Below are 12,007 nucleotides of genomic sequence, written 5' to 3'. Positions count from 1 at the left end.
TTTAGATCAAAAGACAAAAACCCGGCGCACGCCGATAAAGCGTAGCCGGGTTTTTGTCGTTCTTGCGGGTTACTTCGCGGACTGCTGAGCGTTCAGCGAGCTGAAGAACGACGTGATGTTGCTCGCAGTCGCCTTCATCTGCCCTACAAGCAAGTCCATGGCGTTGTACTTGGCCGTCAACGTCTTGGTCAGGTTGGCAACACGCAGATCCAGCGCCAGTTGCTGACTGGTCAGGTTCCGGGTGTTGTTGTTCAGGATGGACATGCGCTGATCAAGCAGGCCTACGGCAGTAGGGGCGCTACCGGCAGGCGCCTTCAGATACGGATCCACCGCCTTGTTCATGCGTGCCAGCAGACCGTTGGTGTCGTCGGTCCCGGTGAACATCTGCTGCACCTGGCCAGCCTTGCCGGGCTGAGCCATGGTTTTGGTGAACGCAGCAGTATCAAACGTCAGGTTGCCGGTGTTGCGGTCGGTCATCACACCGATCTCCGACAGATAGGACAAAGAACCCTTTGCACCAGCACCAGGAGCAGTCAACTGGCCACGGATGTCGGCGATCAGCGAACGCGGCAACGAGTCACCGGTAAACGCCGCCTGCACCGTCAGTTTGCCGTCTTCATCAGGCGTAGCCTTGGAAAGCGTGTCGATGGTGGTCTTCAGGGTGTTGTAGGCGTCAACAAACGCCTGAACCGACGCCTGCAGCCCCTTGGTGTTGGTATCGACGCTGACAACGGTCGGCGTGGCAACGCCACCAACGAGAGGACTGACAGTGGTCAGATTCAGGGTCAGGCCGCTGATTGCACCACTGACCGTATTGCTCTTGCTGGAAACCTGCAGGCCGTCAATGGTCACCTTGGCGTCTTGTGCAGGGCCATTGACGTTGCCAGAGGCGCCTGCCGCCGGATTGGTACCCATCGGCTGAGTACCGTCGATCTCCAGACCGGCAATCCCGCTGACAGAGAGGTCGGTACCGGCGCCCGTCTTGTTCGAGCTGATCACCAGGCGCGAAGCGCCACTGCTGTCGGTCACGATGTTGGCAGAAATACCATTTGAGCCCTGAGCCGTGTTGATTGCGTCACGGGTGCTCTGCAAGGTCGCATTGGCCGGGATCGTGACATTGTAATCAGTGCCATTCTGACTGATTTTCAGGGTACCACTCGGAATGGCACTGGCAGCACCGCCGGCGAAAGAAGCGCTGGCGACTTTCGAGCCAGTGGCCAATTGATTGACAACAACGTTGTAAGTCCCCGACACCGCGGTGTTATCGGAGGTGGCGCCGAGAATCGCTGTGTTGCTCGAGGTCGCCGTGAAGCCGGCAAACGCCGGGTTGGTCTTGCTGCCCAGGTTGGTCATCGCCGTCTGGTACGCGGTCAGCGCACTCTTCAACGTGCCGACACCGGAAATCTTCAGGGTATTGGTTTTGGTCGCGGAATCGATCTGCGTCTGCTTCGGCGACTTGTCGGCGTTGACCAGCGCGGTCACGATCGCGCCGATGTCCAGGCCGGAACCCAGTCCGGAACCCGGTAGAATTGGACTTGCCATGTGCATCTCCCTTCAGATTGTTGCCAGACTTTTGACCCATCCAGGCGTCATTCAAGAAAGACAAACACTATTCATGCCAGCTATCAGACTTTGGCGTCGAACAACACATGGCTTGCGTTGGCGAGGCTGTCTGCGAGCTTGAGTGCTTCTGCGGAGGGGATCTGGCGTACGACCTCACCCGTCTCGCTTGCGATCACCTTGACGATGACCTTGCCAGAGTGCTCGTCGATCGAGAACTCCAGGTTACGCTTGATCGATTGAACGAACTTCTCGATCTCTTGCACGGCCAGTTTCAACTTGGCGTCATCCGTTTGCTGACTTTTCCTGTCAGCGACCGGAGCGTCGGCCGGTGCAACTTTTGGCGTCTCCGACGGCTTATCAGCAACAGGCGTCGCTGGCTTGGGAGCCGGATAAGACACGTTAAGCTTTACGCTCATGTCCATGCTCATCACCTCCTAACGTAAAAAAGCGAGAGAGCGCGACCAGCGCACCCTCCCGCCCAAACTCATTCCGAAATTACTGAAGCAGCTTCAGTACAGCGGAAGGCAGTTGGTTGGCTTGAGCCAGAACAGAGGTCGAAGCCTGTTGCAGGGTTTGCTGCTTGGTCAGGTTAGCAGTCTCTGCGGCGAAGTCGGTATCTTGTACGCGACCTTGTGCAGCAGTGGTGTTCTCGGTGATGTTCTGCAAGTTCTGGATGGTGCTGGTCAGACGGTTTTGCGAAGCACCCAGGCTGGCACGAGTTGCACCGATTGCAGCGATAGCGGCGTCGATTGCGGTGATCGCGTTGTCGATGTTCTGCGAAGCGCCAGTTACGGTAGCACCGGTCAGGGACAGAGTACCGCTACCAACCGACAGGCTGACGGCGTCGAACTTGGAGCTCAGTACCAGGTCGATGTGGTTAGCCGAACCAGTGTTTGCGCCAACTTGCAGGGTCACAGTACCAGCCGAACCGTCCAGCAGGTTTTTGCCGTTCAGGTTGGTCGAAGCCGAGATACGGGTGATTTCGTCAGACATCTGAGCGAATTCAGCGTTGGTAGCGGTCTGGTCAGCAGTGCCGTTGGTGCCGTTACGTGCTTTAACAGCCAGTTCACGCATACGCTGCAGAATGTCGGTAGTCGCTTGCAGAGCGCCTTCAGCGGTCTGAGCAACGGAGATACCGTCGTTGGCGTTCTGGATGGCTTGGGTGTTACCACGGATCTGCGAAGACATACGGTTCGAGATCTGCAGGCCAGCAGCGTCGTCTTTAGCGCTGTTGATTTTCAGGCCGGAAGACAGGCGCTGCATCGAAGTCGACAGAGCGTCGGAAGCGCGGTTCAGGTTCTTTTGAACGTTCAGCGACGTGGTGTTGGTGTTTACTGTTAAAGCCATGACGAATTCCTCGTTGGTTGGGTACTGCGGCTTCCGGCCCTGGCAACCGCCTGGAATGGCCTAGAGAACCTTCGTAATAGTTATCGTCGGGTTGGCAAGTTGCTTGAGGGCTTTTTGAAAAAAATTTGCCATCACCCTGCCACCCCCGAGAAAACAAGGGCTTAGCGCCCTCCCACCTGCGAAAAAATGACGCCATAAAACCGACCCGCACGCAAAGCCGCGGGCCAGCGCGGTCGGTCAGTTTGCCGATCGTGCTTTTTGCAACACTTCGATCAACTCGTACTCCATCCAGTCAGCCAACCCCAGCCAGTCCTGACGCTCCTGACAATCGAGCATGTGCGTGAGCACAAAGGACCAGTCCTGCTGAATCGGCGCAGGCGCAGTTATCAGCAACTGCTGCGCACCTTCGAACACCTCGACCATATCCAGCGCCGCCTCGACATCACGCCCCAGACGAAACAGTCCGGCGCAGTGGCGGCACTCGTCGACGCACTGCTCAATCGTCTTCATTGCACAAACTCCTGATTGAACTGCGTCCCGGCGATCAATGCGCCCGCGCGACTGCTGTTGAAAAACTGCACCTGCGGATGCGCGGCGATATAGCGCTCCAGCACACACAGATAGCCGCGAAAGTTCAGTTGGGTGCTGACCCGCCGGCCATGGCCGTCCTGCACCCAATGCCGCGCCTGATCGACCCCTGGCCCCAGATCACCGTCATTCCAGCCAGCATGGGTCTTGTTCATCGGGAAGGCGAAGTCGGCGCCGAACAGGGTAATGCGCGACGCGCCCATCTTCACCGCCAGATCCACCGCCGGATGAATCACGCTGCCACCGACATGCAGTTGTCCGCGCGGGTATTGCTCACGCAACGCGGCATACACCGGGCTGGCCGAGTAACCGCCGTAACGCTTGCCCTTCCAGGCGGTCAGCACCGCAGGATCGCTCATAGGCAGATACACCAGCGGGATGCCAGCGGAGTCCTCGAACGGCAAATGCCGGAAGCTGATGCGCTGATCGATGGTGACCACCAGATCCGGGACGATGCCGTGTTCGCGCAGTGGCCGGTAAGCGGTATCGACGCACATCAACAATGGACGTTCAGCCTGCGCATGCACCGCCGCCAGACGCTGGAAATGCCCTTCCAGCGTCGGCCCGGTGCCGATCACGTAGATTTCCCGGCCACTGGCCGTGCCGAACAACTGCGCCACATCGTCATCACCCAGCAACACCGGCAGGCAATCCTGCAAACGCTGTTGAATGAACGGCAAGTTTGGATCGAACTCGCGATTGTTGAAGCTCAAGTGCACTTCGCTGACCAGCCGATCGCGGATCTTCGCGTTGAAATCATCAGCCAGCAGCATCTCCGCCGGCAGGGCGAAAAACGGTGTGCAGATGTCTGACAGATCACCGGCATAGAACAGCTGCACACGCGGATCTTCCAGCCACGGGCGCTGATCGAGCAGTTGCAGCACCAGCGCGAACACCGCGCCATTGAGGATATGCACGTACAACCGCTCAAGGCCGGCGCGCTCCAGCAGCACCGTTGGCAAATCGCCGAGGCCAGTGCCGTAGACATGCAATTGCGGTTTTTCCGCCAGGCTGGCCGCCTGGATGCGGGCTTCGTGGACGCGGTCGTGGCGACTGGTCAGTTGAATGCCATTGACACTGAGCGTCGAGCCCAAGCCCTGCACCAGTTCGGCTTGAACGACTGAGGTGTCTTCAGCCAGCAACCGCTCGAACAACGCCGGCCAGCGTTGCTGAATGACCTGGGCGTTGGGTTGGAAAAACTCGCTCATGACGCCTCGCGTTTCGTTCGGGCAAAAAAAATAGCGCTCAAGGGTAACCTTGAACGCTATTTTTGTATCCGCCGTTTTTGACCGACTCAAGGACGATAGATGATCGCCGAGCCCCACGACAGACCGACACCGAAACCGCTCAGGGCAATGCGCTGCCAGTCGGAATCGAGTACGTGTTTTTCCAGCAGCAGCGGGATGCTCGACGACACGGTATTGCCGGTCTCGACCATATCCTTGATGAACTTCTCCGGCTCGCCTTCGAAACGTCGGGCCACGGCATCGACAATCGCCGCACTGCCCTGGTGAATGCAGAAGGCGTCGATGTCGTCAGCCTTGAGGCCGGAGTCGTCGAGCAATTCGTGCAAGTGCGCCGGGACTTTGAGCAGCGCGAAGTTGAACACCTGACGGCCGTTCATGAAGAACACGCCATCGGTGACTTTCAGGTGCGGTGCGCCGGAACCGTCGGTGCCGAACTTGGCCTTGCCCAGCGCCCAGGAAGGATCTTCGCCCATCCAGGTCGCCGTGGCGGCATCGCCGAACAGCATGGTGGTGTTACGGTCTTCGGGGTCGACGATTTTCGAATACGGGTCAGCGGTGATCAGCAGGCCGTTCTTCAGACCGGCGGCTTCCATGAAGCCCTTGATCGCGTAGATGCCGTAGACGTAACCGGAGCAGCCCAGGGAAATATCGAATGCCGCGACATTAGTCGGCAGACCGAGTTTGTCCTGGACGATGGCAGCGGTGTGCGGCAGACCTTCTTCGTCACCGTTCTGGGTGACGACGATCAGCGCGTCGATCGATTCACGCTTCAGTTCAGGGTTGCTGGCAAACAGCGCATTGGCCGCTTCCACGCACAGATCGGAGGTTTCCTGTTCAGCGTCTTTGCGCGGCAGGAAGGCCGAACCGATTTTACCGAGGATGAATTCTTCATCCTTCTCGAATTTTGCACCTTGTGCGTAATTGTCCACGCCGGCTACAGGAACGTAGCTCGCAATGCTTTTTATGCCAATCATTACGGCTTCCCAATAAAAAACAGCCCAAAACCACCGCTCGCAAGGATTCGAGGGGCGCCGACAAACAGAAAACGGCCGCCACAACGGGCAGCCACGGGGAGCGCAAAGGGCTATCACTGGAACCGATTACACGGCCAGGCGCCATCTCCCCGGTCAATACAATACAGTGAAGATGCGCGTTATGACTCGCAGGTCACGCTATTTTGCCGAATCGGTTGCAGATCGGGTTATTCGACCAACGACCAGTCCAGCGGCGTGCCACGTTTGATCGCCTGGCGAGCGCGGCGACCGAGGACGGCCTCGGTGTGCTTGGGCGGCAGACCGAGACCTGGGCGAATGGCGCGCAGATTGTCCCCGGAAAAGGCTTCACCGGCCGCCATGTCGGCAGTGACGTACAGCGAACGGCGATAGACCAGCGACTTGCGCTCGGCCTCGGTGACGCCGTAATGCACTTGGCCCATGGCCTGCCAGGCGCGTTCGGTTTCCACCACCAGGCTGGCCAGTTCCGCCGGCTCCAGCGAGAAACTGGCATCGACCCCGCCCGCCGAACGGTCGAGGGTGAAGTGTTTCTCCACCACCGTCGCCCCGAGCGCCACAGCGGCCACGGACACGCCAACGCCCATGGAGTGATCGGAAAGACCTACCTCGCAACCGAACAGTTCACGCAGATGCGGGATCGTGCGCAGATTGCTGTTGAGCGGGGTTGCCGGGTAAGTGCTGGTGCATTTGAGCAGCACCAGATCCTTGCACCCTGCCTCGCGGGCGGCGCGCACGGTTTCGTCGAGCTCGGCGATACTGGCCATGCCGGTGGAGATGATCAGCGGTTTGCCGGTCGCCGCCACACGGCGGATCAACGGCAGGTCGGTGTTTTCGAAACTGGCGATCTTGTACGCCGGCACATCGAGGCTTTCGAGAAAGTCCACCGCCGTGTCATCGAACGGCGTCGAGAACGCGAGCATGCCCAACGCTTTGGCCCGGGCAAAAATCGGCGCGTGCCACTCCCATGGGGTATGAGCTTTCTCATACAGGTCGAACAGCGAAGTGCCGGCCCACAGGCTGTTCGGGTCCTTGATGAAAAACTCGCCCTCGGCCAGATCCAGGGTCATGGTCTGCGCGGTGTAAGTCTGCAACTTCAAGGCGTGCGCGCCAGCCTTGGCGGCGGCTTCGACAATCTGCAGGGCCACCTCAAGCGACTGGTTATGGTTGCCGCTCATCTCGGCAATGATGAACGGCGGCGCATCGGCACCGATCAGACGCTCGCCAATCTTGAAACTACTCATCGCGGTGATCCTTCAAAACCTTGGTGAACACGCAGGCACTCTGGGCGAATCCGGCGTCACGAAACACATTCAAAGAGGGGCGATTGCCCGGCAGCACCTGAGCGGTGACAACGGTCATCTGCGGCCAGTGCTCGCGGACGAACGCCTCGCCTCGCGCCAGCAGCGCCCTGCCCCAGCCGAGACCGAGCCGTCCTTCCAGCAGATACAGGGACACTTCGGCTTCAAAGCCGCGCAGGTCATAACGCAAGACGCCGACCGCGCCGTCATCGGCATCGGCAATCAACAGCAGACGCTGCGGATTGCGCAGGCTCGCATTCAGCCAGTTCAGGTGCTGCGGCCATTCGATTGCAGCCGTGTCCAGTGACCAGCGCCGCACAGCCTCGGCATTGCGCCCGTCGAACAGCAACTGCGCATCATCAAGGGTCGCCAGGCGCAGCTTGAGCACTGCACCGGCCAGCGCCGCCGCCACGCGCAAGGCACCGCGCCCATCGACCAGTTGCCGTGAACGCTCGGCCAGACTCAGGCGCAGATAGAAATTGTCGACGACAAAACCGATGGCGTCGCGCAGTTGTTCGACGCTGACCTGCTCGCGGGCGCCCATGAACACATGCGCCCCCGCCGCCGCCATCACTTCGCCGTTGGCCTGCTGATTGTTCGATACCGCGATGCAGAGGGTCGGCAGGCCGAGGGCTGCACGCTCCCAACTGGTGCCGCCACCGGCGCCGATAAACAGATCGGCCGCGGTCATGCGTTGCTGGAAATCGCTGACGAAACTGTGCAGGCGCCAATGCGGCCGTGTTGCGGCCAGTGCCTGCATTTGCGCCCACGCAGGATTGTCTGCACCGGCGACGAAATCCACTTCCAGCTCTGCGAAATCCTTCAGGGCCAACATCGCGTGATGGGTCTGCATCGCCGCATCGAAACCACCGAAATTCACCAGCACCCGCCGCGCCTTGGGCTTGATCGCAATGGCCGGACAGACGAACTCCTCGCGCAGCATGGCGTAGCGCGGACCGAGCAAGGTGCGGCAGTCTTCGGGCAGCAGCGGCGCATAGTTTGCGCTGAGACCGGACAGGTTCTGATTGAGCAGCAGATCAACGCTGTAACGGCGGGTGGCGAGATCGTCTACCGCCGCGATCCGAGGCGCCCAACGGCGCGCTGCGGTCTGCCAGTGATGATCGAGGCCGTAGTGGTCGGCGATGATCCAGTCGAATGCGGCGTGTCCTGCCAGCAAGGCGTCCAGCGCCTCGATATCAGCCTGCCACGGCAGCATCGATTCGATGGCTTGCTGCGGGTCTTCGTCGGGGTAGACGTCCGGCAAGGCAAAGGTCTCGAAACCTTCGGCAGCCAAGGCATCGAGCCGATGCCCGGGCAACCGCCGACAGGCAAACGCGACATGACTGCCCTGTTTGCGCAGCACTCGCGCCAGCGTCAGGCAACGGGCAATGTGGCCACTGCCGATGGTCGGCGAAGCGTCAGCGCGGATCAGCACTCTCATTGCAGTTCTCCGCCGGCCTTGAGCGCGGCGTAGAGGTATTCGGCGCGCTTCCAGTCTTCCAGCGTGTCGATGTCCTGCACCAGATGCCGCGGCAGAAGCACCGGTAGGCTCGCGGGTGAATACAACACGTCACCGTGCAGCCACGCCTCGCGACGGCCCCAGTAAAACTGGCCGGCGTCCTGAAAAGCTTCAGGCAGATCCTGCGAGCGGGTGTTGCGAAATTCCGGGTACAACGCGGTCAATGCGCCCTGCCCGTCCAGCGTCAGCGCCCGCTGCACCGGGAAACCAAAGCTGCATACGGAGAACGCAAAGGCTTTGTCCGGGTGCTGCTGCAGCAGCTCAAATCCTTGCCGCAGGAAGCGCGCCTGCAACAACGGCGTCGTGGCGTACACGCAGCAGGCGTAATCGAAGGCTGGCAGTTGCTGCAAGGCATGCACGATCACCGCAGCGGTGCCGGTGAAATCATCCGCCAGTTCAGCCGGGCGCAGGAACGGCACTTGCGCGCCATGGGCCAGCGCCAGCTCGGCAATGTCGGCGTCATCGGTACTGACCACGACCTGTTCGAACAGGCCACTGTCGAGCGCCGTACGGATCGAGCGAACGATCATCGGCACGCCGTCGAACGGCAACAGATTTTTGCGCGGGATGCGCTTGCTGCCGCCACGGGCCGGGATGATTGCGACGCTGTTCAAGGACGTTTTTCCAGCAGGAACCAGGTGATGTCGTCCACCGGGAATTGTGGGTCACGGTGATAACCAAAGCCGTAATCGAGCAAGTGCAGATCGGCATATCGATCGAGCATTTCCCCGGCGAAATCGCGCTTGAACAGCTTGCCGCTGTTGCCGCGATAGGACACTTCCACCGGTGCCGGATTGTAGTATTCGGCGATCAGGATGTAGCGCTGGCTCAACGCATACAACTGCGCATAGGCAGTCGGCAGCAGTTCCGGCGCCAGATGGATCAGCACGCCTTTGCTCAGGGTCAGGTCGTAGCTGCGCTCGCGGGGAAAATCGAACAGCGAGCCGTGCCAGATCTGCGCGATGCCCAGTGCCCGCGCCTGAGCACAGGCGCTTTCATTGATCTCAACGCCGAACAACTCACTTTGCGGCAGCAGTTGATGCAGCGCCTGCAGGTTGTTGCCGGCATTGGTGCCCAGCTCAACCACACTGTCGATGCGCCCGGCGCGGCTCAGGGCCTTGGCGAACAACGCCAGATTGGCCGCCACCAGGGGCTGACCGACATTGCGATCCACGTACTGGTTGCCGAAATCGCCCTGCCAGAATTTTTCCTGCTCACTCAGATCACGCATTGCACAGTCTCATTCGCCGCCGCAGCGGGGTTTATTCGGTCAGCCGGCGCAATTGCTCGACCACATGATCCTGCTGCTCGTCAGTGAGCAACGGATACAGCGGCAGGCTGATCGCCTCGGCGTAATAACGCTCGGCTTCGGGGAAGTCGCCTTCGGCAAAACCCAGGTCGCGATAGTACGGCTGCAAATGCACGGGAATATAGTGCAGGTTCACGCCGATGCCAGCGGCGCGCAAGCCTTCGAACACCTGACGATGGGTCAGGCCGATGCGCTCGGTCTGCAGGCGCACCACGTACAGGTGCCACGCCGATTCTGCCTCCGGCTGCGCGCTGGGCAAGGTCAGCGGCAGATACGCCAGCAACCGGTCGTAACGCGCCGCCAGCTCGCGGCGACGGGCGATGAAGCTGTCCAGTTTGGCCAGTTGCGACAGACCCAGCGCCGCTTGCAAATCGGTGATCCGGTAATTGAAACCCAGCTCGATCTGCTGGTAATACCACGGGCCGTGGCTAGGTTCGCTCATCTGCTGCGGATCGCGGGTCATGCCATGGCTGCGCAGGCGTTGCAGACGCTCCGCCAGTTGCGGGCGATTGGTCAGGACCATGCCGCCTTCGGCACTGGTGATGATCTTCACCGGGTGGAAACTGAACACGGTCATCGCCGCAAAGTCCCCGCAACCCACCGGGCGCCCGGCGTAACTGGCGCCCACCGCGTGCGAGGCGTCTTCGATCACGGTGAAGTTGTAGCGCTCGGCCAGTTCGGCAATCTTGCGCAGGTCGCAGCTCTGCCCGGAGAACGCCACCGCCACCAACACTTTCGGCAGCGTGCCGTCCTGTTCGGCCTGATCGAGTTTCGCGGCAAGGGCGAAGGCATCGAGGTTCCAGGTCAGCGGATCGATGTCGACGAAATCCACGTCGGCGCCGCAATAGCGCCCGCAGTTGGCTGAGGCCAGAAAAGTGTTCGGCGTGGTCCACAAGCGATCGCCCAGGCCAAGGCCGGCCGCGAGGCAAGCGATGTGCAGCGCCGCGGTGGCGTTGCACACCGCCACCGCGAAGTCGGCCTGGCATCGTTCGGCCATTGCCTGCTCGAAACGCTCGATAGTCGGCCCTTGAGTCAGCCAGTCCGATTGCAGAACCTCGACCACTGCATCGATGTCCGCCTGATCAACGCTCTGCCGACCGTAGGGAATCATGCCGACAACTTCGCGTGCAGCTCGGCGATCTGCCCGACCGAGAGGTAGTGCGGGTTGGTATCGGAGCGGTATTCGAAATCTTCACTCACCGGCCGCCCACGTTCGCCGAGCTTGTCGATGGAGAAATCGACATCGACGCTGGTAAAGCGGATCGACGGCTGAATGGTGTAGTGGTCTGCGAACTCCAGGGTCATCCGCGCATCGTCCAGCGGCACCATCAGTTCATGCAGTTTTTCCCCGGGACGAATACCGACGTTCTTGTGCGGCAGATGCTCGGCCATGCCCCGCGCCAGATCGACGATGCGAATCGACGGGATCTTCGGCACGAACACTTCGCCGCCGTGCATCCGCGCAAAGCTGTCGAGGACAAACTGCACGCCGTGATCGAGGGTGATCCAGAATCGGGTCATGCGCTCGTCGGTGATCGGCAACTCCTGCGCACCGTCGGCAATCAGCTTGCTGAAAAACGGCACCACGGAACCCCGCGAGCCCGCCACGTTGCCGTAGCGCACCACGGCAAAACGCGTTTGTTGTTCGCCGGCAATGTTGTTGGCGGCGACGAACAGTTTGTCCGACAGCAGCTTGGTCGCACCGTACAGGTTGATCGGGCTGGCCGCTTTGTCGGTGGACAGCGCGACGACTTTCTTCACGCCATTGTCGATGGCGGCGGCGATGATGTTCTCCGCGCCATTGACGTTGGTGCGGATGCACTCGGTGGGGTTGTACTCCGCCGCTGGCACCTGCTTGAGCGCCGCCGCATGCACCACGTAGTCGATGCCGCGCATGGCCTGCCGCAGACGATCGGCGTCGCGCACGTCACCGAGAAAGTAGCGCATGCACGGCGCGTTAAACGTCTGCTGCATTTCGTATTGCTTGAGTTCATCGCGGGAGAACACCACCACGCGCTTGGGCTGGTATTGCTCAAGCAGACGCGCGATGAATTTGCGCCCGAACGAGCCGGTGCCGCCAGAGATGAAGATCGATTTACCGTTGAACATGTGCTGATTCCTGT

General features: G+C 60.5%; 12 protein-coding genes. All 12 read right to left on the bottom strand.

Annotation, left to right across the window (positions count from 1 at the left end; all coding sequences use genetic code 11):
- Nucleotides 1-69 precede the first annotated feature (69 nt).
- Complete coding sequence (fliD, locus tag KCG87_RS11585; protein WP_134785742.1) at nt 70-1,542, bottom strand: flagellar filament capping protein FliD; 1,473 nt, start codon at nt 1,540-1,542, stop codon at nt 70-72.
- 83 nt (nt 1,543-1,625) lie between these two features.
- Complete coding sequence (locus KCG87_RS11580; RefSeq protein WP_027614231.1) at nt 1,626-1,985, bottom strand: flagellar protein FlaG; 360 nt, start codon at nt 1,983-1,985, stop codon at nt 1,626-1,628.
- A gap of 73 nt (nt 1,986-2,058) precedes the next feature.
- Nucleotides 2,059-2,910: a flagellin domain-containing protein gene (locus KCG87_RS11575; RefSeq protein ID WP_007920059.1), complete on the bottom strand. Its 852-nt coding sequence runs from the start codon at nt 2,908-2,910 to the stop codon at nt 2,059-2,061.
- Between the two features lie 237 nt (nt 2,911-3,147).
- Nucleotides 3,148-3,420 carry a hypothetical protein gene (locus tag KCG87_RS11570; protein WP_210557797.1) on the bottom strand — a complete coding sequence of 91 codons (273 nt, stop codon included), beginning with the start codon at nt 3,418-3,420 and terminating at the stop codon, nt 3,148-3,150.
- The gene (locus KCG87_RS11565; protein ID WP_210557799.1) at nt 3,417-4,706 is read right to left on the bottom strand and encodes a 6-hydroxymethylpterin diphosphokinase MptE-like protein; all 1,290 of its coding nucleotides are present in this window, start codon (nt 4,704-4,706) and stop codon (nt 3,417-3,419) included. The genes KCG87_RS11570 and KCG87_RS11565 overlap by 4 nt, the downstream gene beginning before the upstream one ends.
- Before the next feature lie 86 nt (nt 4,707-4,792).
- The gene (locus KCG87_RS11560) at nt 4,793-5,719 is read right to left on the bottom strand and encodes a ketoacyl-ACP synthase III (protein ID WP_096796272.1); all 927 of its coding nucleotides are present in this window, start codon (nt 5,717-5,719) and stop codon (nt 4,793-4,795) included.
- A gap of 227 nt (nt 5,720-5,946) precedes the next feature.
- Nucleotides 5,947-6,999, bottom strand: a complete 1,053-nt coding sequence (pseI, locus tag KCG87_RS11555) for a pseudaminic acid synthase (protein ID WP_210557801.1) — start codon at nt 6,997-6,999, stop codon at nt 5,947-5,949.
- Nucleotides 6,992-8,497, bottom strand: coding sequence for a UDP-2,4-diacetamido-2,4,6-trideoxy-beta-L-altropyranose hydrolase (gene pseG / locus KCG87_RS11550; RefSeq protein ID WP_210557803.1), 1,506 nt, complete (start codon nt 8,495-8,497; stop codon nt 6,992-6,994). Before pseG ends, pseI begins: the two co-directional genes overlap by 8 nt.
- The gene (pseF, locus tag KCG87_RS11545) at nt 8,494-9,189 is read right to left on the bottom strand and encodes a pseudaminic acid cytidylyltransferase (protein ID WP_210557805.1); all 696 of its coding nucleotides are present in this window, start codon (nt 9,187-9,189) and stop codon (nt 8,494-8,496) included. The genes pseG and pseF overlap by 4 nt, the downstream gene beginning before the upstream one ends.
- Nucleotides 9,186-9,806, bottom strand: a complete 621-nt coding sequence (locus KCG87_RS11540; RefSeq protein ID WP_096796276.1) for a pseudaminic acid biosynthesis-associated methylase — start codon at nt 9,804-9,806, stop codon at nt 9,186-9,188. The genes pseF and KCG87_RS11540 overlap by 4 nt, the downstream gene beginning before the upstream one ends.
- A gap of 31 nt (nt 9,807-9,837) precedes the next feature.
- Nucleotides 9,838-10,995 (bottom strand): UDP-4-amino-4,6-dideoxy-N-acetyl-beta-L-altrosamine transaminase, encoded by a 1,158-nt coding sequence (gene pseC / locus KCG87_RS11535; protein WP_210557807.1) that lies wholly within the window; start codon nt 10,993-10,995, stop codon nt 9,838-9,840.
- Nucleotides 10,992-11,993, bottom strand: coding sequence for a UDP-N-acetylglucosamine 4,6-dehydratase (inverting) (pseB, locus tag KCG87_RS11530; RefSeq protein WP_098967822.1), 1,002 nt, complete (start codon nt 11,991-11,993; stop codon nt 10,992-10,994). The genes pseC and pseB overlap by 4 nt, the downstream gene beginning before the upstream one ends.
- Between the last annotated feature and the right edge of the window lie 14 nt (nt 11,994-12,007).

Origin of the sequence: Pseudomonas sp. MWU347, from assembly GCF_017947305.1 — a bacterium.
GTDB lineage: Bacteria > Pseudomonadota > Gammaproteobacteria > Pseudomonadales > Pseudomonadaceae > Aquipseudomonas > Aquipseudomonas putida_A.
The sequence above is the reverse complement of the archived record's forward strand: the minus strand, read 5'-3'. Positions and strand labels throughout refer to the sequence as shown.

Bases quoted from the DNA above. Each gene is read 5' to 3' on its own strand.
- pseI (WP_210557801.1), bottom strand. From the start codon at position 6,999: ATGAGTAGTTTCAAGATTGGCGAGCGTCTGATCGGTGCCGATGCGCCG.
- pseC (WP_210557807.1), bottom strand. From the start codon at position 10,995: ATGATTCCCTACGGTCGGCAGAGCGTTGATCAGGCGGACATCGATGCA.
- KCG87_RS11540 (WP_096796276.1), bottom strand. From the start codon at position 9,806: ATGCGTGATCTGAGTGAGCAGGAAAAATTCTGGCAGGGCGATTTCGGC.
- KCG87_RS11560 (WP_096796272.1), bottom strand. From the start codon at position 5,719: ATGATTGGCATAAAAAGCATTGCGAGCTACGTTCCTGTAGCCGGCGTG.
- pseG (WP_210557803.1), bottom strand. From the start codon at position 8,497: ATGAGAGTGCTGATCCGCGCTGACGCTTCGCCGACCATCGGCAGTGGC.
- KCG87_RS11570 (WP_210557797.1), bottom strand. From the start codon at position 3,420: ATGAAGACGATTGAGCAGTGCGTCGACGAGTGCCGCCACTGCGCCGGA.
- fliD (WP_134785742.1), bottom strand. From the start codon at position 1,542: ATGGCAAGTCCAATTCTACCGGGTTCCGGACTGGGTTCCGGCCTGGAC.
- KCG87_RS11575 (WP_007920059.1), bottom strand. From the start codon at position 2,910: ATGGCTTTAACAGTAAACACCAACACCACGTCGCTGAACGTTCAAAAG.
- KCG87_RS11565 (WP_210557799.1), bottom strand. From the start codon at position 4,706: ATGAGCGAGTTTTTCCAACCCAACGCCCAGGTCATTCAGCAACGCTGG.
- KCG87_RS11580 (WP_027614231.1), bottom strand. From the start codon at position 1,985: ATGGACATGAGCGTAAAGCTTAACGTGTCTTATCCGGCTCCCAAGCCA.
- pseB (WP_098967822.1), bottom strand. From the start codon at position 11,993: ATGTTCAACGGTAAATCGATCTTCATCTCTGGCGGCACCGGCTCGTTC.